The organism is Streptomyces sp. B93, from assembly GCF_018070565.1.
In the GTDB taxonomy this organism is placed as follows: domain Bacteria; phylum Actinomycetota; class Actinomycetes; order Streptomycetales; family Streptomycetaceae; genus Streptomyces.
Window position 1 is genome coordinate 1 of sequence record NZ_JAGPXL010000017.1, and the last position, 23,406, is coordinate 23,406.

The 23,406-nt window shown below is 71.5% G+C and carries 19 protein-coding genes; 10 read left to right on the plus strand and 9 right to left on the minus strand.

The window, feature by feature from the left end; genetic code table 11:
* Positions 1 to 100 precede the first annotated feature (100 nt).
* On the plus strand, positions 101 to 943 hold the full coding sequence (locus KBY47_RS18335) for a chaplin (protein ID WP_210922236.1): 843 nt from the start codon (positions 101 to 103) through the stop codon (positions 941 to 943).
* Positions 944 to 1,025: 82 nt separating this feature from the next.
* Here the strand turns inward: KBY47_RS18335 and KBY47_RS18340 are convergent, their stop codons facing one another.
* Complete coding sequence (locus tag KBY47_RS18340) at positions 1,026 to 1,214, minus strand: DUF5703 family protein (RefSeq protein ID WP_094055315.1); 189 nt, start codon at positions 1,212 to 1,214, stop codon at positions 1,026 to 1,028.
* 47 nt (positions 1,215 to 1,261) lie between these two features.
* On the opposite strand from KBY47_RS18340, the gene KBY47_RS18345 reads away from it, so the two are divergent.
* A complete protein-coding gene (locus KBY47_RS18345; RefSeq protein WP_210922237.1) occupies positions 1,262 to 1,951 on the plus strand; it encodes a hypothetical protein in 690 nt (229 codons plus the stop codon).
* 60 nt (positions 1,952 to 2,011) lie between these two features.
* Here KBY47_RS18345 and KBY47_RS18350 read toward each other — a convergent pair whose 3' ends face one another.
* Both KBY47_RS18350 and KBY47_RS18355 read right to left on the minus strand, forming a co-directional pair.
* On the minus strand, positions 2,012 to 4,045 hold the full coding sequence (locus tag KBY47_RS18350) for a helix-hairpin-helix domain-containing protein (RefSeq protein ID WP_308405195.1): 2,034 nt from the start codon (positions 4,043 to 4,045) through the stop codon (positions 2,012 to 2,014).
* Entirely contained in the window at positions 4,042 to 5,025 is a 984-nt protein-coding gene (locus KBY47_RS18355) for an aldo/keto reductase (RefSeq protein WP_210922238.1), read from the minus strand. Before KBY47_RS18355 ends, KBY47_RS18350 begins: the two co-directional genes overlap by 4 nt.
* Before the next feature lie 385 nt (positions 5,026 to 5,410).
* Between KBY47_RS18355 and KBY47_RS18360 the strand changes: the two genes are divergently transcribed.
* The 6 genes from KBY47_RS18360 to mshC all read left to right on the plus strand — a co-directional run bounded on the left by KBY47_RS18360 (position 5,411) and on the right by mshC (position 11,084).
* Positions 5,411 to 6,466 carry an LLM class F420-dependent oxidoreductase gene (locus KBY47_RS18360; protein ID WP_210922239.1) on the plus strand — a complete coding sequence of 352 codons (1,056 nt, stop codon included), beginning with the start codon at positions 5,411 to 5,413 and terminating at the stop codon, positions 6,464 to 6,466.
* A gap of 276 nt (positions 6,467 to 6,742) precedes the next feature.
* Positions 6,743 to 7,531 (plus strand): ferritin-like domain-containing protein, encoded by a 789-nt coding sequence (locus tag KBY47_RS18365; protein WP_210922240.1) that lies wholly within the window; start codon positions 6,743 to 6,745, stop codon positions 7,529 to 7,531.
* A 36-nt stretch (positions 7,532 to 7,567) separates the two neighbouring features.
* A complete protein-coding gene (locus tag KBY47_RS18370; RefSeq protein ID WP_210922241.1) occupies positions 7,568 to 8,254 on the plus strand; it encodes a histidine phosphatase family protein in 687 nt (228 codons plus the stop codon).
* A 105-nt stretch (positions 8,255 to 8,359) separates the two neighbouring features.
* On the plus strand, positions 8,360 to 8,950 hold the full coding sequence (locus tag KBY47_RS18375) for a DUF3090 domain-containing protein (RefSeq protein WP_210922242.1): 591 nt from the start codon (positions 8,360 to 8,362) through the stop codon (positions 8,948 to 8,950).
* Positions 8,914 to 9,747: an SCO1664 family protein gene (locus tag KBY47_RS18380; protein WP_210922243.1), complete on the plus strand. Its 834-nt coding sequence runs from the start codon at positions 8,914 to 8,916 to the stop codon at positions 9,745 to 9,747. Before KBY47_RS18375 ends, KBY47_RS18380 begins: the two co-directional genes overlap by 37 nt.
* A 107-nt stretch (positions 9,748 to 9,854) precedes the next feature.
* Positions 9,855 to 11,084: a cysteine--1-D-myo-inosityl 2-amino-2-deoxy-alpha-D-glucopyranoside ligase gene (mshC, locus tag KBY47_RS18385; RefSeq protein ID WP_210922244.1), complete on the plus strand. Its 1,230-nt coding sequence runs from the start codon at positions 9,855 to 9,857 to the stop codon at positions 11,082 to 11,084.
* 74 nt (positions 11,085 to 11,158) lie between these two features.
* Here mshC and KBY47_RS18390 read toward each other — a convergent pair whose 3' ends face one another.
* The 6 genes from KBY47_RS18390 to KBY47_RS18415 all read right to left on the minus strand — a co-directional run bounded on the left by KBY47_RS18390 (position 11,159) and on the right by KBY47_RS18415 (position 18,363).
* Complete coding sequence (locus KBY47_RS18390) at positions 11,159 to 12,142, minus strand: PAC2 family protein (RefSeq protein ID WP_210922245.1); 984 nt, start codon at positions 12,140 to 12,142, stop codon at positions 11,159 to 11,161.
* A 145-nt stretch (positions 12,143 to 12,287) separates the two neighbouring features.
* Entirely contained in the window at positions 12,288 to 12,971 is a 684-nt protein-coding gene (locus KBY47_RS18395; RefSeq protein WP_210922246.1) for a FadR/GntR family transcriptional regulator, read from the minus strand.
* 170 nt (positions 12,972 to 13,141) lie between these two features.
* On the minus strand, positions 13,142 to 14,758 hold the full coding sequence (locus KBY47_RS18400; protein ID WP_210922247.1) for a glycerol-3-phosphate dehydrogenase/oxidase: 1,617 nt from the start codon (positions 14,756 to 14,758) through the stop codon (positions 13,142 to 13,144).
* A 47-nt stretch (positions 14,759 to 14,805) separates the two neighbouring features.
* A complete protein-coding gene (gene glpK / locus KBY47_RS18405) occupies positions 14,806 to 16,344 on the minus strand; it encodes a glycerol kinase GlpK (RefSeq protein ID WP_210922248.1) in 1,539 nt (512 codons plus the stop codon).
* Between the two features lie 90 nt (positions 16,345 to 16,434).
* Positions 16,435 to 17,229, minus strand: coding sequence for an MIP/aquaporin family protein (locus KBY47_RS18410; RefSeq protein ID WP_210922249.1), 795 nt, complete (start codon positions 17,227 to 17,229; stop codon positions 16,435 to 16,437).
* A 369-nt stretch (positions 17,230 to 17,598) separates the two neighbouring features.
* Positions 17,599 to 18,363, minus strand: coding sequence for an IclR family transcriptional regulator (locus KBY47_RS18415; RefSeq protein WP_210922250.1), 765 nt, complete (start codon positions 18,361 to 18,363; stop codon positions 17,599 to 17,601).
* Between the two features lie 324 nt (positions 18,364 to 18,687).
* Here KBY47_RS18415 and metH point away from each other — a divergent pair, with 324 nt between their 5' ends.
* Together metH and KBY47_RS18425 are read left to right on the plus strand one after the other, a co-directional pair.
* Entirely contained in the window at positions 18,688 to 22,206 is a 3,519-nt protein-coding gene (gene metH, locus KBY47_RS18420; RefSeq protein WP_210922251.1) for a methionine synthase, read from the plus strand.
* Positions 22,207 to 22,348: 142 nt separating this feature from the next.
* Positions 22,349 to 23,050: an HAD family phosphatase gene (locus tag KBY47_RS18425; RefSeq protein WP_210922252.1), complete on the plus strand. Its 702-nt coding sequence runs from the start codon at positions 22,349 to 22,351 to the stop codon at positions 23,048 to 23,050.
* Positions 23,051 to 23,406: the final 356 nt, after the last annotated feature.

A 23,406-nucleotide genomic window follows, 5' to 3' on the forward strand; every position in this document is an offset into this window, starting at 1 on the left:
GCCCCGGAGCGCGCGCCATGCGCTCCGGGGCCGACCGGTTCTCATCAGCAAACGGCATGCCGACGTGGTCGGCACAAGGTCGAAGGCAGGAATTCAGCACATGCGACAGGTCACCCGCAAGGGCCTGATGACCGTGGCGGCGGCGACCGGCGTGATCGCCGCCGCGGGCGCCCAGGCCCACGCCACCTCCGGCGCCGGCGCCGCGGGCTCGGCGTCCCACTCGCCCGGCGTACTGTCCGGCAACAGCGTGCAGGCCCCGGTGCACGTGCCGGTGAACGTCTGCGGCAACACCGTCAACGTCGTCGGCGCCCTCAACCCGGCCGCGGGCAACTCGTGCGCCAACCAGGGCGGCGGCAAGGGCCAGGGCGGTGCCCACGCGGACGGCGGGACCCACGGATCGCCCGGCGTCGGCTCGGGCAACAACGTCCAGGCACCCGTCCACGTCCCCGTCAACGTCTGCGGCAACAGCGTCGACGTGATCGGCGTGGGCAACCCCGCGACGGGCCAGGACTGCGCGAACGACGGCTCACACGGCCCCGGCGGCGGCCACCACACGCCCCCGCCCGGCGACGGCGGCGGCGACGGCTCGACGCCCCCCGGCACCCCGGACACCCCCGGCACCCCGGACAACCCCACCGACCCCGAGACGCCGGACACCCCGGACACCCCCCAGAACCCGACGGAACCGGGCACCCCCGACACCCCGCCCTCCACGGGCGACGGCGGTGGCGACGACGGCACCGGCAACGGCGGAAACCCGAACGACGGCACACACCCGGGCTCCACCTCACCCCACCACCCCGGCGGCTACATGCAGGGCGACCAGGGCGCGCAACTCGCGGAGACCGGCAGCGGCCTCCCGCTCGGCGCCGCGGTCCCGCTGGGCGCGGGCGCGCTGCTCGCGGGCGCCGTCCTCTACCGCAAGGCGCGCACTTCCCAGTAAACCCCCACGAAACGCCCCGCGAACGCACGGTGCAGAACAGAGCGGGCTCTCCACCGAGGCCCGCTCTGCCCCGTCGGCTACGTCACCACGTGGCCCGCACCTGACGGATGATCCGCCGCCGCAGGCGCACCCGGCGACTGCCGTCACGCAGCAGGCTCAGACGGTGCAACTCCCAGTGTCCGTACTCCGCATGGTCGGTCAGCAGGCGTGCCGTCTCCTTGCGGGAGACCCCGCGAGGCACGTACACGTCGACAAATTCGTATTCCGGCATCGCATCTATTGTGCGGGCACGGGCCGGGTGCGGATAGCGTCTGCACTATGTCTGATGCTGCGCAGCCCACCGCTGCCGAGGTACGTGCCGCCGCCGAGGCGGTCAAGACCGCGCTCGACCGCCACTTGGCCGCGGTCGAAAGCCGGTCGGGTGAGGACGACCCGGGCGTCTACGAGGCGTTCAACCAGCTGGCCGCGGCCGCAGAGGTGTACGACGAGCTTCTCTACGACCGCTACGACGAGGTCACGCCCTTCGAGATCCCCGGCGCGGAGGACGCCCTGCCGCCGTACACGGGCCCGGAGGAGCCGAACGCGCTGAGCGTGCTGATCCGCCGCGACTACACGGTGGTGGAGCCGCAACGGCTGCTGGCCCAGGCACAGCGCGTGGAGGCGGCGGACGACGACGGCACGGGCACGGAGGCGGCCGCCACCGTCCACGGGGCGCTCGGCGTCCTCTTCGGTGAGTTCGAACCGGACGAGATCGCTTCCCGGCACAAGGAGTTCGGCCTGGAGGAGGGCGACTCCACCCTGTGGGTCACGGCGGCGGACGAACCCGCGGACCCCGGGGAATGGCTGGAGGCCCCCTTCGAGAGCGCCGATCCACAGCAGGTGGTCTGCCGCTTCGACGTCAGCGCGGTCTTCGACGAGGAGATCGGCGACGACCTCGACGAGGAAGACGACCTGGACGGCGAACTGGAGCTGGACGAGGACGAGGACCTGGAACCACTGGACCGCTGAACCGGCTCAGAAGAGGGCGGCCACGGGAACACCCCTGGCCGCCCTCATCCGCTCCTCCGCTCAGCCGTCCTCGCCCGGCCGCGCACTCAACAGCAGCGGCAACCGGGTCGTACGCGGCTTGGCCGGAACCTCGGCCACGGCCCGCGGCAACGCCTGCTCCACCCCGTGCACCACGGACAGATGCCGCTCGGCCCGCCCGAAGGCCGTGTACACCCACGGCCGGCTCAGCGCCTGGGCGGCGTCACCGGGCAGCACCACCACCGCCGCGGGCCAGCGCCCCCCGACGGCCTGGTGGGCGGTCAGCGCCCACCCGTGACGCACACACCGCTCGACCTGCTCCCGGGCGACGACGACCTCCTCGCCGGAACAGGACAACCGCAGCCCTTCGCTGTCGGCGCCCAGGACCACACCCGGCAGCACCCGCCCGGGAACGGGGGAGTACACGACCCGGTCCCCGGCGTCGAACCCGCCGAAGCGCCCCGGCCCCGGATTGAGCCGCTCCTTCAGCGCCGCGTTCAACGCACGGGTACCGACGGCGCCCCCGTGCCCCGGGGTGATGACGACGGTCTCCTCCACCGGCACACCGATCGCCCGGGGCACCGAGTCCGCCACCAGCTGCACGGTCCGGTGCAGGGCCTCCCCGGCATCCCGCACCGGCACGATCACGACCTCCTTGCCGGGGGCCTCGACCTGGTTCAGCTCACCGACGCCGATGCCCGACACCAGCTCACCGAGCGGGCCGGGGTCCGGCGTCCGCGACGCCACCCGGGGACATACCCGCACGGCCAGCAGATCCGCGAAAACCCGCCCGGCCCCCACGGACCACAGCACCCCGGGATCCCCGGACAGCACCAGCCGCGCCCCGTCCGGCAACGACTCCACCACCAGGGCCGCGGTCTCGACATCCAGCTGCGGAGCGTCGAGCACGACGAGGAGATCGAGATCGAACGCGCCCTCGGCATCCCGCCCGGGCCCTTCCAGCCCCCCGACAAGCCCCGCCACGGTGACGACCCCGGGCCCGTCCTCCCCGACCAACGCGGCGAACCGGGCCCGCCCGACAGGCCCATGGACGGCACCCCAGACCCGCAACCCCAACCCCTGGGCCACCCGCATCAACTCGGCGACCTCGACCCGCGAGGCCGCACCCCCGGTATGCAGCACCAGCCCATGCCCCGCCACAGCCCGAACCAGCTCACCGGCGGCCCCCGAGGCGGCCGCCTCCCAAGCCTCCGCCCCCGAACCCCCCTCCTTGGGCACGGAATTGATCACCCGCCCGACCCCGTCGGCAAGGCTCTCCTCGGCCAGCGCATACCGCTCCAGCCCGACCAGCACCCGCACGGCCGCCTCCGCGCCTTCTACGCCCTCCCCTCCCTCCGCCTCAAGGGCGTCCTGGAAGACAAGGGCCTCCCCCTCGGCGAGAGCGTTCTGCACGGCATCATCCGGCTCGGGCACCCCCCGCTGCGCCAACGCGGCGGTCAACGCGGGCAGCTCCAGCACCGTATGCCCCGCGAGCGCCGCCTGCTCCAGCAGCCACCCGACGACCGCCCGCCCCCGCCGCTCGTCACCGGGAGACGACTCGCCCCCCAGCAGCGCCCGGGCGAACCCGTCGGCCTGCTCCAGCCGCACCCCCGGCACCCGCAACAACTGCCAAGGGTCCTCCCGCAACCTGTCCCCGGCACCTTCCCCCAGCACCCCGAGAACCTGCCCGGCCAACCCTTGGGGAGCACCCCCCGCAACGAGCACCTCCGCGACGGCGGCGACACTCCCGGCACCGGGCCGCACGGGCTCCGCCACGGGCCGCGGCAGACGCCGCACGGGCTCCGGAGCGACGGCGGCGCGCCGCGGCTCATCGGCGAAGACGGCGGCCACGGGCTTCTCCCCGCTCTCCACGGCCCGCACCGCGGCCAGCAGATCGGCGGCCACACCACTGAGCTTGGTACCGCTCTCGACGGGCCCCTGCTTCTCCGCCTTGCGCCGCTCGATCCGCTCCCGCTCGACGCGCTGCGCCTCCAACTCGGCCTGCGCCTCGGACACCTCAGCGGCCTCCGTGCCGTCCGGCTCGCCGTCCTTGGTGGTCTCCGGCTCCGTGCTCACAGCGTGCTCCAGTCGTGATCGGGATAGCGGTGCACGGGCGCCGACACATCGTCGAGCGCCCGGCAGATCTCGTCAGGAAGACTAAGCGCCTCCACTGACAACGCCGCCGTGAGCTGCTGCGCGCTGCGCGCCCCGATGACCGGCGCGACCACGCCGGGGCGGTCGCGGACCCAGGCGAGGGCGACCTGGAGCGGGGTCACCGCGAGCCCGTCCGCGGCGGTCGCCACCGCGTCCACGATCCGGCTGGCCGTCTCGTCGAGATACGGCTCGACGAACGGGGCGAAGTGCTCCGACGCGCCCCGCGAGTCCGCGGGCGTCGCGGTGCGGTACTTGCCGGTGAGCACCCCGCGCCCGAGCGGCGACGAGGGCAGCAGCCCGATGCCGAGGTCCAGCGCGGCGGGCAGCACCTCGCGCTCCACGCCCCGCTGCAACAGCGAGTACTCCATCTGCGTGCAGGCCAGCCGGGTCCGCGTACCGGGCGCCGCGAGCTGCCAGGTGGCCGCCTTGGCCAGCTGCCAGCCGCAGAAGTTGGAGACACCGGCATAGCGGGCGCGGCCGCTGCTCACGGCGAGGTCGAGGGCCTGGAGGGTCTCCTCCAGCGGAGTGCCGGCATCAAATGCATGCACATGCCACAAATCGACGTAATCCGTACCGAGCCTCGTCAGTGACGCGTCCAGTGCGGCCAGCAGATGCCCCCGCGACCCGTCGAACCGCCGGTCCGGGTCGGGAACGCTGCCCGCCTTGGTCGAGATCACCAGATCCCGGCGCGGCACGAGCCCGTCCATGAGCCGCCCCAGCAGATATTCGGCCTCGCCGTCCCCGTACACGTCCGCCGTGTCGACGAGGTTCCCGCCCGCCTCCCAGAACGTCTTCAAGAGGTCCGCCGCGTCGTGCTCGTCAGGGTCCCGGCCCCACGTGAGCGTCCCGAGTCCGATACGGGACACACGCAGGCCGGTACGGCCGAGATGCCTCTGCTCCATGAACGCCGAGATTACTGGCCAGAACCGTGACGTGGGTTGCCTGTGGACAACGGTTGCCACGCCACCGCGGATTTCCGGCGCGGGAACGTCCCGGTTGCCCGCGCTGCGTCGGCTCTGTCGCTCAGCCACCGCGTACCCGCACCCGCCGTACGACGGAAGGGGACGTGTCGGGGGGTGTCCGCCCGCAGTGGTTCGCGCGGAAAGCCCCGTTCGCAATCCAGTTGGCAGCCCGCGCGGTTCCGAGGACGGACACCCCCGGCGCGGCCCCGACCCACGCCCCACGGACAGCGCCACGCAAGCCACCCCCGGCCCCGAGCAGGCCGCCGCAGGCACCCCGCGCTAAGGTCTCCGCAAGGGACGTTACTGACCAGTAAGGGGAACGGCCATGCAGCTAGGGATCAACCTCGGCTACTGGGGCGGCGGCATGGACGCCGACAACCTCGCCGTGGCACAGGAAGCCGACCGCCTCGGCTACGCCGTCTGCTGGGCCGCCGAGGCCTACGGCTCCGACGCCGCCACCGTACTCACTTGGGTCGCCGCCCAGACCACCCGCATCGACGTCGGCTCGGCCATCTTCCAGATCCCCGCCCGCCAGCCCGCCATGACCGCCATGACCGCCGCCACCCTCGACTCCCTCTCCGGCGGCCGCTTCCGCCTCGGCCTCGGCGTCTCCGGCCCCCAGGTCTCCGAAGGCTGGTACGGCGTCAAGTTCGACAAGCCCCTCGCCCGCACACGCGAGTACGTCGAGATCGTCCGCAAGGCCATGTCCCGCGAACGCCTCACCCACGACGGCGACCACTGGACCCTCCCCCTCCCCGGCGGCCCCGGCAAGCCCATCAAGCTCACCGTCCACCCCACGCGCGAGCACATCCCCCTCTACATCGCCGCCATCGGCCCCAAGAACCTCGAACAGACCGGCGAGATCGCCGACGGCGCCCTCCTGATCTTCCCCTCCGCCGACCACCTCGAGGAAACGGCGATCAGGCACATCCGCGCGGGCCGCGAGAAGACCGGCAAGACCCTGGACGGCTTCGACGTCTGCCCCACCGTCCCCCTCGCCGTAGGCGACGACAAGGACGTCCCGGCCCTCGCCGACACCTTCCGCCCCTACACCGCCCTCTACGTCGGCGGCATGGGCAGCCGCAAGCAGAACTTCTACAACCAGCTCGCCCAGCGCATGGGCTACGAAGAGGCCGCCGCCGACATCCAGGACAAGTACCTCTCCGGCGACAAGCAGGCCGCGGCTGCCGCCGTACCGCACGACCTCATCGACAAGACGACCCTGCTCGGCTCGGTCGACCGCATCGCGGACCGTATGAAGGCCTACGCCGCGGCGGGAGTGACCACCCTCACCCTCGCCCCCGCAGGCTTCACGCTCGACGAGCGGCTCACCGCCCTGCGCGCGGGCACGGAGGCCCTGGAGCGCGCGGGCCTCGCCTGACGCGGGCCTCGCCCGAGAAAGTCCACGGCCGTGGTGGGGGCTCGGGGGTCTTCCCCGCCACGGCCGTCACGCAGAACAACGCACACCCCCGCCCCCGGTTACGCGCAACGCCCTCCCTCACACCCTGCCGCACCCCCACCCCCCGCTCGACCCGCACGTCATCCTTTTGACGGAGTTGTCCGACACACCTGTTGCGGCACCCCAGCCCGCCCATTTGACTCGTTCTTTGCGGAGCCCCGCGGAGTCCCGCGGTCGGCTGGAGAGAGGTGCCTTCACATGCTTTCGGCCAAGAGTCTGTTCCAGGAGATCCTCGACAACGACGAGTCCTTCCGCCTGTTCTGCTCCATCGCCGCCAGCGGCGAGGCACAGGGCGGCTGGGAGAACGCCCGCATCGCCGCGCTCGTCCCCGACACCGAACGCGAACTCGCCCCCAAGATCGTCCGCCACGGCGCCGACGAGGACAAGCACGGGCGGATCTTCAACGCCCTGCTCAAGAAGCGCGGCCTCGAACCGGCCCCGGTACCACCCGAGACCGACTACACGATGATCCTCGAAAGGCACGGCATCGGCCTCGCCCACGAGAAGCTCAAGAGCGACCAGCCGCTCACCGTGCAGGACATCGTCACCTACCTCGCCCACAGCCGCGTCACCGAACAGCGCGCCTCCGAGCAGATGGACCTGCTGCGCAAGCACTTCGCCGACCACCCCGACCTCGGCCGCGCGGTCAGGATGATCTCCGCCGACGAGGACAACCACCTCGCCTACTGCCACGAGGAACTCCTCCGCTTCGCCCGCGCCGGACACGGCCGCGCCATCCAGCGCACCCTGCGCGAGTGCGCGCTCGCCGAGATCCGCATCTACCGGGACGTCAGCCTCGCCGTGATGGCCCACATGGGCCGCGTCCTCGGCTGGCCCAGGCCGAAGGCGGCGCTCCTGGCGTTCGGCATCCACGCGGTGTACGCGTACGAACGCCTCGGCGGCTGGCGCCGCATGGTCTCCCTGAAGATGCCGGACCACCGCAACGCCCTGGGCGGCCCCACCCCGCCCGCCCCGGAATTCGCGTAACCGCACAGCCCGGCGGCTGCGCCTACCCTGGGCGGCATGCCCACGCTGATCCTGGTCCGGCACGGACGTTCCACCGCCAACACCGAAGGACTGCTCGCCGGCTGGACGCCCGGCGTCGGACTCGACGAGCGCGGCGCCGCGCAGGCCGCCGCGCTCCCGGGACGCCTCGCCGAGCTGCCCCTCGCCGAGATCGTCACCAGCCCCCTGCAACGCTGTCAGGAGACCCTCCGCCCCCTCCTCGCCACCCGCCCGCAACTGACCCCCCACACCGACGACCGCATCGGGGAGTGCCACTACGGCGACTGGTCGGGCCGCAAGCTGGCGGACCTGAAGGACGAGCCGCTGATGGAGGTCGTACAGGCGCACCCCTCGGCGGCGGCGTTCCCCGGCGGCGAGTCGATGCGGTCGATGCAGACCCGTGCCGCGGAGGCGGTACGGGAGTGGAACGCGCGCGTGGCACGCGACCACGGCCCCGACGCCGTGTACCTCATGTGCTCGCACGGCGACATCATCAAGTCCCTCGTCGCGGACGCGCTCGGCCTGCATCTCGACCTGTTCCAGCGGATCTCCGTGGAGCCCTGCTCGATCACGGCGATCCGCTACACCCGTCTGCGCCCGTTCCTGGTACGCCTCGGCGACACCGGCGACTTCGCGTCCCTGGCGCCCCGCGAGGAGCCGCCGAGCGGCGACGCCCCGGTCGGTGGCGGTGCGGGCGCACCGTGATCGTCGCCCGCAGTAGGGTGAACCGATCACACCAAACACCACGCCACCCCTCGCCCCCCACCACCGCCCCCGCACCCCGCCCCACGACTTCAATGGAGACAGGACGTGTCCCGTCAGGTGTTCCTCTACGACCAACCGGACCGCTTCGTGGCCGGTACGGTCGGACTGCCCGGGCGCCGTACCTTCTTCCTCCAGGCCTCCGCGGGCACCCGCACCACCAGCGTGGCCCTGGAGAAGACCCAGGTCGCAGCGCTCGCCGAGCGCATGGACGAACTGCTCGACGAGGTCGTGAGGCGCAGCGGCGGCAGCGCCTCCGTCCCCGCCGTGGCACCCTCGGAGATCCACGACACCGCCCCCCTGGACACCCCCATCGAGGAGGAGTTCCGGGTCGGCACCATGGCCCTCGCCTGGGACGGTGAGGAACAGCGCATGATCGTCGAGGCGCAGGCCCTGGTGGAGCTGGACGCCGACACCGACGAGGACCTCGCCGAAGCCGAGGAACGGCTCCTCCAGGACGAGGAGAACGGTCCACCGATGCTGCGGGTCCGGCTCACCGGCGCCCAGGCCCGGGCCTTCGCCAAGCGCGCTCTCGACGTCGTCAACGCCGGCCGGCCGCCCTGCCCGCTGTGCAGCCTGCCGCTCGACCCGGAAGGACACGTATGTCCGCGCCAGAACGGATACCGCCGCGGAGCGTGACCACCGACGGCGTGACCACCGACCGTCTGCTCGCCGAGGGTGAGCTGACCGTCGTCGGCCGCATCCGCGAGGCCTCCAACGCGGCGCTGTACTGCACCGTGACGCACGACGGCCGACAGGCCGCCTGCGTCTACAAGCCGGTCGCGGGGGAGCGCCCCCTGTGGGACTTCCCCGACGGCACGCTCGCCGGACGCGAGGTGGCGGCGTACCTCGTCTCCGAGGCCACCGGCTGGGACCTGGTGCCGCCGACGGTGCTGCGCGACGGCCCGTACGGCGAGGGCATGGTCCAGCTCTGGATCGAGGCCGTCCCCGGCGCCGAACTGCTCGCCCTGGTCGACCAGGAGGAGCCGTCGCCGGGCTGGAAGGCGATCGGCCTCGCCGACGTGGGCGAGGACCGCACCGCCCTGCTCGTCCATGCCGACGACCAGCGGCTGAGACGGCTCGCGGTCCTGGACGCGGTGATCAACAACGCCGACCGCAAGGGCGGCCACCTGCTGCCCGCCGCCGACGGCCACCTCTACGGCATCGACCACGGCGTCACCTTCAACGCCGAGAACAAGCTGCGCACCCTGCTGTGGGGCTGGGCCGGGGACCCGCTCCCCGAGGAGGCCGTGACCGTCCTCGGACACCTCAGGGAGCAGCTCAAGGAAGGCGGGACGCTCGCCGAACGCCTCACCGGCCTGATCACCACCGCCGAACTCGACGCGACACGCGCGCGTGTCGACGCGCTCCTCACCTCCGGAGCGCACCCGGAGCCCTCCGGCGAGTGGCCCGCCATCCCCTGGCCACCGGTGTAGGACGCCTGCCGCGGGGCACACGGGCCGGGATCGCACAAGACCGCCTTCCCGGCCACAAGGCCTGGTCCGGTTCGTATACGGAACTCCAGTCCGGTTAGGCTCAAGACATGCATGCCTGGCCCGCTTCCGAGGTCCCCGCCCTGCCCGGTCAGGGCCGCGACCTCAGGATCCACGACACCGCGACCGGCACCCTGGTCACCCCGGACCCCGGTCCCGTCGCCCGCATCTACGTCTGCGGCATCACGCCGTACGACGCCACCCACATCGGTCATGCGGCGACCTACAACGCGTTCGACCTCGTGCAGCGCGTGTGGCTCGACAACAAGCGCCAGGTCCACTACGTCCAGAACGTCACCGACGTCGACGATCCGCTGCTCCAGCGCGCGGACCGCGACAACGTCGACTGGGTGGCCCTCGCCGAGCAGGAGACCGCCCTCTTCCGCGAGGACATGACAGCCCTGCGCATGCTGCCCCCGCGGCACTACATCGGCGCGGTCGAGGCCATACCCGGCATCGTGCCGCTGGTGGAGCGGCTGCGGGACATGGGCGCGGCCTACGAACTGGACGGCGACATCTACTTCTCGGTCGAGTCCGACGCCGACTTCGGCAAGGTCTCCGGCCTCGACGCCGCCACCATGCGGCACCTGTCCGCCGAGCGCGGCGGCGACCCCGACCGGCCCGGCAAGAAGAACCCGCTCGACCCGATGCTCTGGATGGCGGCCCGTGAGGGCGAGCCCAGCTGGGACGGCGGCTCGCTCGGCCACGGCCGCCCCGGCTGGCACATCGAGTGCGTCGCCATCGCGCTCGACCACCTCGGCATGGGCTTCGACGTCCAGGGCGGCGGCTCCGACCTCGCCTTCCCGCACCACGAGATGGGCGCCTCGCACGCCCAGGTGCTGACCGGCGAGTTCCCCATGGCCAAGGCGTACGTCCACGCGGGCATGGTCGCCCTGCACGGCGAGAAGATGTCGAAGTCCAAGGGCAACCTCGTCTTCGTCTCCCAGCTGCGCCGTGACGGCGTGGACCCGGTCGCCATCCGGCTGGCGCTGCTCGCCCACCACTACCGGGCCGACTGGGAGTGGACCGACGACGTGCTGCGGGACGCCGAGGCGCGGCTGGCGCGCTGGCGCGCGGCGGTGTCCCGGCCCGACGGCCCGCCCGCGGAGACGCTGGTGGAGGAGGTCCGCGACGCGCTCGCCGCCGACCTGGACGCCCCCGCCGCCCTCGCCGCGGTCGACCGCTGGACGGCCCGCCAGGAGGAGCAGGGCGGCACGGACACCGGCGCCCCCGGCGTCGTGTCCCGCGCGGTGGACGCACTGCTCGGCGTCGCGCTCTAGCCCGTACGACGAAGGGGCGCTTCCCTCACCGAGGGAAGCGCCCCTGCCCACTCCTGCGACTCAACTCCCGCGACTCACTCCTCCGAGGAGTCGTCCTCGTCCGCTCCCGGCTTGGGCGGCTTCGGCGGACGCGTCCGCTCACCCGGGTTGTCCCGCAGGTACGGCGGACCGTCGCCTCCGTCGGTGGCGTGCCCACCGGGCCCGCCGGCGGGCCCGCCGCCGTCCCGGCGCCGCAGATACCGCTCGAACTCCCGCGCGATCGCCTCACCGGACGCCTCGGGCAACTCGGCGGTGTCCCGGGCCTCCTCCAGCGTCTGGACGTACTCGGCGACCTCGCTGTCCTCGGCGGCCAGCTGGTCCACCCCCACCTGCCAGGCCCGCGCGTCCTCGGGCAGCTCACCCAGCGGGATACGGACGTCGATCAGGTCCTCCAGCCGGTTCAGGAGGGCCAGCGTCGCCTTCGGGTTGGGCGGCTGCGAGACGTAGTGCGGTACGGCGGCCCACAGCGACACCGCCGGGACGCCCGCGTGCGTGCACGCCTCCTGGAGGACGCCGACGATGCCCGTCGGGCCCTCGTACTTGGTCTCCTCCAGGTCCATCCGGCGGGCCAGGTCCGCGTCCGACGTGGTCCCGCTGATCGGCACCGGACGGGTGTGCGGGGTGTCACCGAGCAGCGCGCCCAGGATCACCACCAGCTCCACGCCCAGCTCATGGGCGAAGCCCAGCAGCTCGTTGCAGAACGAGCGCCAGCGCATGGACGGTTCGATGCCGCGCACCAGCACCAGGTCGCGCGGTTTGTCGCCGCCGACCCGGACCACCGACAACCTTGTCGTCGGCCAAGTGATCTTGCGGACGCCGGCATCCATCCACACCGTGGGGCGGTTGACCTGGAAGTCGTAGTAGTCCTCGGCGTCCAGCGCCGCGAACACCTCGCCCTTCCACTCCCTCTCGAGATGCGCGACCGCGGTGGAGGCGGCGTCGCCGGCATCGTTCCAGCCCTCGAACGCGGCCACCATGACCGGGTCGATCAGCTCGGGAACCCCCTCGAGCTCGATCACCCAGTGCCTCCTTCCGACGTGCCCTCGCTTGACGTCCCAACCTTACGGCGTTCCGCGGGGGCTCCCGCAGCCCCCTTGCACGGGGGAGTGAACGGATCACTGCCCCGTTCGACACACCGGAACACCCCGCGATTCATCCGAGCTGTCAGGCCGGTTCCCCCAGCGCGCTGCGCAGCCACTGCTCCACGCTCGCGATGTGCACGGTCGCCCACGACCGCGCCGCCTCGGCGTCCCGGTCGCGCAGCGCGGCGAGGATCGCGCGGTGCTCGTGCAGGGTGCGGCTGACGGCGTCCCGCTGGGTCAGGCCGCGCCAGACCCGGGCGCGGGTGGTGGGCCCGGACAGACCGTCGAGCAGCGACGACAGCACCGAGTTGCCGGACGCCTGCCCGATGGCCCGGTGGAACTCCAGGTCACAGGCGACCAGCTGCTCCACCGAGGGCGCCGCGCCGAGCGCGTCCAGCCGCTCCTCCAGCGCGTCCAGTTCGGCCACGGTGATCCGGGAAGCGGCCAGCGCGGTGGCGGCGGGTTCCAGGATGCGGCGCACCCCGAGGAACTCCAGCACCGTGTCGTCGCGGTGGAAGTCCACCACGAAGCTCAGCGCCTCCAGCAGCAGCCGCGGGTCCAGACTGGTGACGTACGTCCCGTCGCCCTGCCGTACGTCCAGGATCCGGATCAGCGACAGGGCGCGCACGGCCTCGCGCAGGGAGTTGCGGGACAGTCCCAGGCCGGCGGCGAGTTCGCTCTCCTTCGGCAGCCGGTCCCCGGGCCGCAGCGCACCCGAGACGATCATGTCCTTGATCTTCTCGATCGCCTCGTCGGTCACTGCCATGGCCGGTCTCCCACGGTCGTACGTCGTGCGCTGATCCCACGGACGTCCACAGCCAGTCACAGACATCCGATGTCTCAGCGCATTATGACCGACCTGGCGCCGGGGCAGCACGAAGGGGGCGGCCCCGTCGGGGTGGAGCCGCCCCCTTCGTCCCCCCGTCCCACCCGACGCTACTTCTTGTCGAGCAGGTCCTGGACCTTCGCGCGGACGTCGTCCGTGGCCAGGCCGCGGATCGTCAGAGTGGTCCGGCGGCGCAGCACGTCGTCCGCCGTCTCGGCCCACTCGTGGTCCCGGGCCCACACCACCTGCGCCCAGATCTCCGGGGCGTCGGGGTGGACGCGCCCGGCGAGTTCGGGGTTCTCGTTGGCGATCCGGGCGATGTCGAAGGCGAGCGAGCCGTAGTGGGTGGCCAGGTGCCGGGCGGTGTCGGCGGCCATCCGCGGGCCGGGCGCCGGGTGGTCGGTGAGCAGCCGGTGGGCGACCGCGCGCGGGTTGGCGATACCGGGCAGCGGCAGCTTCTTCGGCAGCGCGGAGATCGGCTCGAAGTCGTCGCCCAGCGGGTGACCCGGCAGCGACTCCAGCTTGCGCATCACCGTGCGGCCGATGTGGCGGAAGGTGGTCCACTTGCCGCCCGCGATGGACAGCATCCCGCCGCGGCCCTCGGTCACCACGGTCTCCCGCTTGGCCTTGGCGGTGTCGCCGGGCCCGCCCGGCAGCACCCGCAGACCCGCGAACGCGTAGGTGATCAGGTCCCGGTCGAGCTGCTGGTCGCGGATGGAGAACGCGGCCTCGTCGAGGATCTGGGCTATGTCCTTGTCGTTGACGGCGACATCGGCCGGGTCGCCCTCGTAGACCTCGTCGGTGGTGCCGAGCAGCAGCATGTCCTCCCAGGGGAGGGCGAAGGTGATGCGGTACTTGTCGATGGGGGTGGCCAGCGCCGCCTTCCACGGCGAGGTCCGCTTGAGCACCAGGTGGGCGCCCTTGGACAGCCGGATGGACGGGGCGGCGTTCGGGTCCTCCATGCGGCGCAGGTGGTCGACCCAGGGGCCGGTCGCGTTCAGCACCAGGCGGGCGGTCACGCCGAACTCGTCACCGGAGAGCCGGTCGCGCAGCTCGGCGCCGGTCACCCGGCCCCGGGTGAACCGCAGGCCGGTGACCTCGGCGTGGTTGAGGACCACGGCACCCGCGTCGACGGCCGCGCGGACCGTCATCAGCGCCATCCGGGCGTCGTTCATCTGGTCGTCTCCGTACACGGCGACGGCCTTGAGGTTCTCGGTGCGCAGCTCGGGCACGTCCGCCTGCGCCTTGCCGGGGGAGAGCAGGTGGCCGACGCCGTCGCCGAAGGCGGAGAGCGCGGAGTAGGCGAAGACACCGGCCCCCAGCTTCGCGGCGCCGTGCGGCCCGCCCTTGTACACGGGGAGGTAGAAGGTGAGCGGGTTGGCCAGGTGGGGGGCCACCTGGCGGGAGACCGCACGGCGCTCGAAGTGGTTCTCCGCCACCAGCTTCACCGCGCCGGTCTGGAGGTAGCGCAGACCGCCGTGGAGCAGCTTGGAGGAGGCGGAGGAGGTGGCGCCGGCGAAGTCGCCGGCGTCGACCAGGGCCACCCTGAGTCCGGACTGCGCGGCGTGCCAGGCGGTGGAGATGCCCAGGATGCCGCCGCCGATCACGAGAAGGTCGTACGACGCCTTGGAAAGCTGCTCCCGGACCTCGGCACGGCCGGGGTTGGCGCCGGAGGCCGGGTGGGTGCCGAGGGCAGGCACGGACTGAAGGGTGGACTGACTGGTCATGTCGGGTTACTACTCCTCGTCAGAGCCGTCTGGGAGTGGGGCTCTCGTCAGTTCTCGTCCTCGAGCCAGCCCATGGTCCGTTCGACGGCCTTGAGCCAGTTCTTGTACTCACGTTCGCGGATGTCCGCGTCCATGCGGGGGGTCCACTCGGCGGCCCGGCGCCAGTTGGCGCGCAGGTCGTCGGTGCTGTTCCAGAAGCCGACGGCGAGTCCGGCGGCGTAGGCGGCGCCGAGGCAGGTGGTCTCGGCGACCATGGGGCGCACCACGGGGGCGTCCAGGAAGTCGGAGAGGGTCTGCATCAGCAGGTTGTTGGACGTCATGCCGCCGTCGACCTTGAGGGCGGTGAGTTCGACGCCGGAGTCCTTGGTCATGGCGTCGGCGATCTCGCGGGTCTGCCAGGCGGTGGCCTCCAGCACGGCACGGGCCAGGTGGGCCTTGGTGACGTAGCGGGTGAGACCGGCGATGACGCCGCGGGCGTCGGAGCGCCAGTAGGGGGCGAACAGGCCGGAGAAGGCGGGCACGAAGTAGGCTCCGCCGTTGTCCTCGACGGACAGGGCGAGGGTCTCGATCTCGGCGGCGGTGGAGATCAGGCCCATCTGGTCGCGCATCCACTGCACCAGGGAGCCGGTGACGGCGATGGAGCCTTCGAGGGCGTAGACGGTGTCCTGGTCGCCGATCTTGTAGCCGACGGTGGTGAGCAGGCCGCTGTAGGAGTTGATGATCTTGTCGCCGGTGTTCATCACCATGAAGGTGCCGGTGCCGTAGGTCGACTTGGTCTCGCCCTCGGAGAAGCAGGTCTGGCCGAACAGGGCCGCCTGCTGGTCGCCGAGCGCGGAGGCGACCGGGATGCCGCCGAGCAGGTCGCCGAGCTTGCCTCCGGTGATCTCGCCGTAGACCTCGGCGGAGGAGCGGATCTCGGGGAGCATCGCGAGCGGCACGCCGATGGACTCGGCGATCTTCTCGTCCCACTCCATGGTGTGCAGGTTCATCAGCAGGGTGCGGGAGGCGTTGGTGACGTCGGTGACGTGCTTGCCGCCGTTGACCCCGCCGGTGAGGTTCCAGATGACCCAGGTGTCCATGGTGCCGAAGAGGATGTCGCCCGCCTCGGCGCGTTCCTTGAGGCCGTCGACGTTGTCGAGGAGCCAGCGGGCCTTGGGGCCAGCGAAGTAGGAGGCCAGGGGGAGGCCGGTCTCGCGGCGGAAGCGGTCCTGGCCGACGTTGCGGCCCAGTTCGCGGCAGAGGGCGTCGGTGCGGGTGTCCTGCCAGACGATGGCGTTGTGGACGGGCTCACCGGTGTTCTTGTCCCACAGCACGGTGGTCTCGCGCTGGTTGGTGATGCCGATGGCCTTGATGTCGTCGCGGGTGATTCCGGCCTTGGCGACGGCTCCGGCGACGACTTCCTGGACGTTGGTCCAGATCTCGGTGGCGTTGTGCTCGACCCAGCCCGGCTTGGGGAAGATCTGCTCGTGTTCCTTCTGGTCGACGGAGACGATACGGCCGTCCCGGTCGAAGATGATGCAGCGGGAGGACGTGGTGCCCTGGTCGATCGCCGCGATGAACGGGCCGGCGGTGTGGGCGTCGGTCACTGTGTGCTCCTGAGAGGTCCGTGGTTACGGGGGGCGGTGCGTGCGCGTGTGCTGAACAGCTTGCGGCTCGTACGGGGGCTGTGCCCGCTGTCAGACGAAGGCGAGCTTGTAGACGCCCGCCGCGATGGCGCCGCCGATCAGCGGTCCGGCGACCGGGACCCAGGCGTAGCTCCAGTCGGAACCGCCCTTGTTGGGCAGCGGGAGGAGGGCGTGCACGATACGCGGGCCCAGGTCACGGGCCGGGTTGATGGCGTACCCGGTCGGCCCGCCCAGGGAGAGGCCGATGCCGACGACGACCAGTGCGGTGATCAGTGCGCCGAGGGTGCCCAGGCCGTTGCCCTCGTCGTTCAGGCCCTGCGTGAGCACCGCGATCACCAGTACGAAGGTGCCGATGATCTCCGTGGCGAGGTTCTGCACCGCGTGACGGATCTCCGGGCCGGTGGAGAAGACGCCCAGGACCGGGCCCGCGCCCTTCTCCTGCGCCTCGACGGCCTTGGCGGTGGTGGCCTGCGCGCCCGGCCCGCCGACGATCTCCTTGTCGGTGAGGTGGGCCTGGAACTGGCCGTAGTAGGCGAGCCAGACCAGGGTCGCGCCGATCATGGCGCCGAGGAGCTGTCCGGCCCAGTAGGTGGGGACGTCGCCCCACTCGCCGTCCTTGATCGCGATGCCGAGCGTGACCGCCGGGTTCAGGTGGGCGCCGGACAGCGGCGCGCTGGTGTAGACGGCCGTGAGGACCGCGAAGCCCCACCCGAAGGTGATCGCGAGCCAGCCGGCGTTACGGGCCTTGGAGGCCTTGAGAACCACGGCGGCCACCACACCACCGCCGAGGAGGATGAGTATGGCGGTACCGATGGTCTCGCCGATGAAGATGTCGGAGCTGGACACCCGCGACTCCTTTGTCCTTCGTCCAGGGGAAGCCGAACCCCGGTTCCCGACTGGGGTTCGCGTGCCCTCGGGGTGAGGGCGATGCCGGCCCTTGGCGTTGTCACACTCTAACGTGTATTGCCGGTAGGTGTTCGACAATGCCGACCGATGGACGGGAGTCTTGCTCCGGCGTTACACGCACGTCAAGAGTTCTGTTGTGGAAAGCGCGATCGTTATTGATCCCTGCGGATCGCCGGTCTTTTGTGTGTGATCGTGTGGGTTATGGGCACCTTCGCACCTTATGTGCATCCGAGCGTACGACCGAGGCCGGAACGGCGTCCGCCGTCCCGGCCTCTCCCGCGTGCTGTGCGCGTGTGACGTATGCGCCGGTCAGAACCGCCCGGCGCCCAGGTCCCGGGAGACCGCGCGGGCGCAGTCCCGGACCGCGGCGATCAGCTCCGGCCGCAGCTCACCGTCCCGGCAGACCCGCTCCACGGCCCCCGTGATGCCCACCGAGCCCACCGGCATCCGGCGCCGGTCGTGGATCGGCGCGGCGATGGACGCGACGCCCTCCCAGGTCTCCTCCACGTCGGCGGCGTACCCACGCGCGCGTGTCACGTCGAGGAGCTGCTCGAAGGCCTCCAGGTCGCACACCGTGCGCTCCGTGAACGCCTTGCGGTCGGCCTCCAGCGCCTCGCTGTGCGCGACCGGGTCGTAGGCCGACAGCACCTTGCCCAGCGCCGTGGAGTGCAGCGGCTGCATCGCCCCGATCTCTAGCACCTGCCGGCTGTCGTCCGGGCGGAAGACGTGGTGCACGATCAGCACGCCGTGCTGGTGCAGCACCCCCAGGTGGACGCTCTCGCCGCTGGAGCGGGCCAGGTCGTCGGTCCAGACCAGGGCGCGCGCCCGTAGCTCGTGCACGTCGAGGTACGTGGTGCCCAGGCGCAGCAGCTCCGCGCCCAGCTGGTAGCGCCCGGAGGTCTCGTCCTGTTCGACGAAGCCCTCCTGCTGGAGGGTGCGCAGGATGCCGTGCGCGGTCCCCTTGGCCAGCCCCAGGGACGAGGCGATGTCCGACAGGCCCAGCCGCCGCTCGCCGCCCGCGAGCAGCCGCAGCATCGCGGCCGCCCGTTCGAGCGACTGGATGTTCCGTGCCATCGCCGTCCTGCCTCCGTCCCCTTCGACCGCCGCGTCGCGGTGGTGCGCGGCCCCATGGATGGCGTCGAGCACCGCCGCGCCGACCGTCGCTGCCGCCGTTCGGCAATGTCGAACACTACCGGTCGATGCCGACCTCCCGCCAATGGTCGGCCCGGTTCCGTCGTGACCGACCGACGCATACGAGCCGCCCGCCATCCTCGTCCGTGTCGTGGACGGCCTGACGGCGGGGCCCCGGTCCCGGCTACCCTGGCGGCGTGCGTCCACTGGGAAAAGACCAGACGTGGGCGCAAAGCCGACAGCCGTCGCACTCCAGGGAGCCCGTTCATGGCCTCGTTGCCGCAGAACCCGTCCGCCGCCGACAGCCGCACCCGCGCGTCCGCCCTCCGCCAGGCCCTCGCCAGCCGAGTGGTGGTGGCCGACGGGGCGATGGGGACGATGTTGCAGGCCCAGGAGCCCACACTCGACGACTTCCAGCAGCTGGAGGGCTGCAACGAGGTCCTCAACGTCACCCGCCCCGACATCGTCCGCACGGTGCACGCCGCGTACTTCGACGCGGGCGTGGACTGCGTGGAGACCAACACCTTCGGCGCCAATCTCTCCGCGCTCGGCGAGTACGACATCGCCGCCCGCGTCGGCGAACTCTCCGAGGCCGGCGCGCGCATCGCCCGCGAGGTGGCCGACGAGTACACCGCCGCCACCGGCCGGCAGCGCTGGGTGCTCGGCTCCATGGGCCCCGGCACCAAGCTGCCCACCCTCGGCCACACCACCTTCGCCGCGATCCGCGACGCCTACCAGAGCAACGCCGAAGGGCTGCTCGCGGGCGGCGCCGACGCGCTGCTCGTGGAGACCACCCAGGACCTCCTCCAGACCAAGGCCTCCGTCATCGCCGCCCGCCGGGCGATGGAGACGGCCGGGTACGACGTACCGCTGATCGTGTCGGTCACCGTGGAGACCACCGGCACCATGCTGCTCGGCTCGGAGATCGGCGCCGCCCTGACGGCGCTGGAACCCCTCGGCATCGACATGATCGGCCTGAACTGCGCCACCGGCCCCGCCGAGATGAGCGAGCACCTGCGCTTCCTCGCCCGCCACTCCCGCATCCCGCTGTCCTGCATGCCGAACGCCGGACTGCCGGTGCTGACCTCGGACGGCGCCCACTACCCGCTGGGCGCGCCCGAGCTGGCCGACGCCCAGGAGAACTTCGTACGCGACTACGGACTGTCCCTGGTCGGCGGCTGCTGCGGCACCACCCCCGAACACCTGCGGCAGGTCGTCGAGCGGGTCCGGGACCTCACCCCCGCCGAGCGCAGCCCCCGCCCCGAGCCGGGCGCCGCCTCCCTCTACCAGTCGGTGCCGTTCCGGCAGGACACCTCCTACCTCGCGATCGGTGAGCGCACCAACGCCAACGGGTCCAAGAAGTTCCGCGAGGCCATGCTGGAGGGCCGCTGGGACGACTGTGTGGAGATGGCCCGCGAGCAGATCCGCGAGGGCGCGCACATGCTCGACCTGTGCGTGGACTACGTGGGCCGCGACGGCGTCGCCGACATGGAGGAACTGGCGGGCCGCTTCGCCACCGCCTCCACCCTGCCGATCGTGCTGGACTCCACCGAGGTCGACGTCATCCGGGCCGGTCTGGAGAAGCTCGGCGGCCGCGCCGTGATCAACTCCGTCAACTACGAGGACGGCGACGGCCCCGAGTCCCGCTTCGCCAAGGTCACCGAGCTGGCCCGTGAGCACGGCGCCGCGCTCATCGCCCTCACCATCGACGAGGAGGGCCAGGCCCGCACCGCCGAGAAGAAGGTCGAGATCGCCGAACGGCTGATCGAGGACCTGACCGGCAACTGGGGCATCCACGAGTCGGACATCCTCATCGACTGTCTGACCTTCACCATCTGCACCGGCCAGGAGGAGTCCCGTCGCGACGGCATCGCCACCATCGAGGCCATCCGCGAACTCAAGCGCCGCCACCCCGAGGTGCAGACCACCCTCGGCCTGTCGAACATCTCCTTCGGCCTCAACCCGGCCGCCCGGATCCTGCTCAACTCCGTCTTCCTCGACGAGTGCGTCAAGGCGGGCCTGGACTCCGCGATCGTGCACGCCAGCAAGATCCTGCCGATCGCCCGCTTCAGCGAGGAAGAGGTCACCACCGCCCTCGACCTCATCCACGACCGCCGCTCCGAGGGCTACGACCCGCTCCAGAAGCTGATGGCCCTGTTCGAGGGCGCCACCGCCAAGTCCCTGAAGGCGGGCAAGGCCGAGGAGCTGGCTGCGCTGCCGCTGGAGGAACGCCTCAAGCGGCGCATCATCGACGGCGAACGCAACGGCCTGGAGGCCGACCTCGACGCCGCCCTGACGGAGCGTCCGGCGCTCGACATCGTCAACGACACCCTCCTGGACGGCATGAAGGTCGTCGGCGAACTCTTCGGCTCCGGCCAGATGCAGCTGCCGTTCGTCCTCCAGTCCGCCGAGGTCATGAAGACCGCCGTGGCCTACCTCGAACCGCACATGGAGAAGGTCGAGGGCACCGAGGGCAAGGGCACCATCGTCCTCGCCACCGTCCGCGGCGACGTCCACGACATCGGCAAGAACCTCGTCGACATCATCCTGTCCAACAACGGCTACAACGTCGTCAACCTCGGCATCAAGCAGCCCGTCTCCGCGATCCTGGACGCCGCCGAGGAACACCGCGCCGACGTCATCGGGATGTCCGGACTCCTCGTCAAGTCCACCGTGATCATGAAGGAGAACCTGGAGGAGCTGAACGCCCGCGGCCTCGCCTCCGGTTACCCCGTCATCCTCGGCGGCGCCGCCCTGACCCGCGCCTACGTCGAGCAGGACCTGTACGAGATCTACGAGGGCGAGGTCCGCTACGCCCGCGACGCCTTCGAGGGCCTGCGCCTGATGGACGCCCTGATCGGCGTCAAGCGGGGCGTGCCCGGCGCGAAGCTCCCCGAGCTGCGCCAGCGCCGGGTCCGCGCGGCCACCGTGGAGACCGAGGAGCGCCCGGAGGAGGGCCACGTGCGCTCCGACGTCGCCACCGACAACCCGGTCCCCACACCGCCGTTCTGGGACAGCCGCATCGTCAAGGGCATCCAGCTCAAGGAGTACGCCTCCTGGCTCGACGAGGGCGCCCTCTTCAAGGGCCAGTGGGGCCTGAAGCAGGCCCGCACCGGCGAGGGCCCCAGCTACGAGGAGCTGGTGGAGACCGAGGGCCGCCCCCGGCTGCGCGGGCTGCTGGACCGGCTCCAGACGGAGAACCTGCTGGAGGCGGCCGTGGTCTACGGCTACTTCCCGTGCGTCTCCAAGGACGACGACCTGATCATCCTGGACGAACAGGGCAACGAGCGCACCCGCTTCACCTTCCCGCGCCAGCGCCGCGGCCGCCGGCTGTGCCTGGCGGACTTCTTCCGCCCCGAGGAGTCCGGCGAGACGGACGTCGTCGGCTTCCAGGTCGTCACCGTCGGCTCCCGGATCGGCGAGGAGACCGCACGCCTGTTCGCATCGGACTCCTACCGTGACTACCTCGAACTCCACGGTCTGTCCGTCCAGCTCGCCGAGGCCCTCGCCGAGTACTGGCACGCGCGCGTACGCGCCGAACTCGGCTTCTCCGGCGAGGACCCCGCCGCCATGGAGGACATGTTCGCCCTGAAGTACCGCGGCGCCCGCTTCTCCCTCGGCTACGGGGCCTGCCCCGACCTGGAGGACCGCGCGAAGATCGCCGACCTGCTCCAGCCCGAACGCATCGGCGTGCACCTCTCCGAGGAGTTCCAGCTCCACCCCGAACAGTCCACCGACGCCATCGTCATCCACCACCCGGAGGCCAAGTACTTCAACGCACGATGACCGCACGCCCCGGGGCGCACGACACACCGTGACGCGTCTCACCGCACGCTGATCGGATCCGTCGTACAATGGTCGGTCCACTGCTTGCAGGCCGGTTCCCGTTCGGGAGCCGGCCTGTGCGTCCCCAGAAGGAGGTCTGTGGATGACGACCACGATCCCCGCGCTCAGCACCCGCACGGGCGAGGGCTCCGCCCTCCAGGCGGTGCTCCTCGACATGGACGGCACCCTGGTGGACACCGAGGGATTCTGGTGGGACGTCGAAGTCGAGGTCTTCGCCGCCCTCGGTCACACGCTCGACGACTCCTGGCGCCATGTCGTGGTCGGCGGCCCCATGAGCCGCAGCGCCGGATTCCTCATCGAGGCCACCGGCGCCGACATCACCCTCGCCGAACTCACCGTCCTGCTCAACGACGGCTTCGAGGACCGCATCGACCGCACCCTGCCGCTGATGCCCGGCGCCGCCCGGCTGCTCGCCGAACTGGCCGCGCACGAGATGCCCACCGCCCTGGTGTCCGCCTCCCACCGGCGCATCATCGACCGCGTCCTCACCTCGCTCGGCCCGCGCCACTTCGCGCTGACCGTCGCCGGTGACGAGGTGCCCCGCACCAAGCCGTACCCCGACCCGTATCTGCACGCCGCCGCCGGACTCGGCGTGGATCCGGCCAGATGCGCGGTGGTCGAGGACACCGCCACCGGTGTCGCCGCGGCCGAGGCGGCCGGATGCCATGTGGTGGCCGTTCCCTCCGTGGCCCCCATCGCCCCCGCCGACCGGCGCACCGTCGTGTCCTCCCTGGAAGAGGTCGACCTGGCATTTCTGCGGGGCCTTGTGACGCAAATGCGCTAGGTGTTCACCCACCGTGCAGAGTCGATAGGGTGCGAATTCATCCGCCGTCACCGCCCGGTGTACGCAAAGGAATTCGACCCTGCCGGATGGCCGAATTCCGGTCCGCGGCCCCACGGTCGAAGGTGTGACGTTCGCCACCTGTCCACGGGTCGACACCCGGACCCGCATGTGCTTCGCACCCCCGAACGGCAGGCCTCGCCGTGCCCTTGTGTCCCGTTTGGTGGGAGCCTGCACGAATCCTTCCCCTGTCGGGTTTTCGGTCTGTCCACGCCCGGTTTCACAGCGTGATGAGCCCTCAACTCCGGTGGCTGTGAACGCCGCTGCGAGCGCGGACTAATCTCGTCGCGAGAAACCAC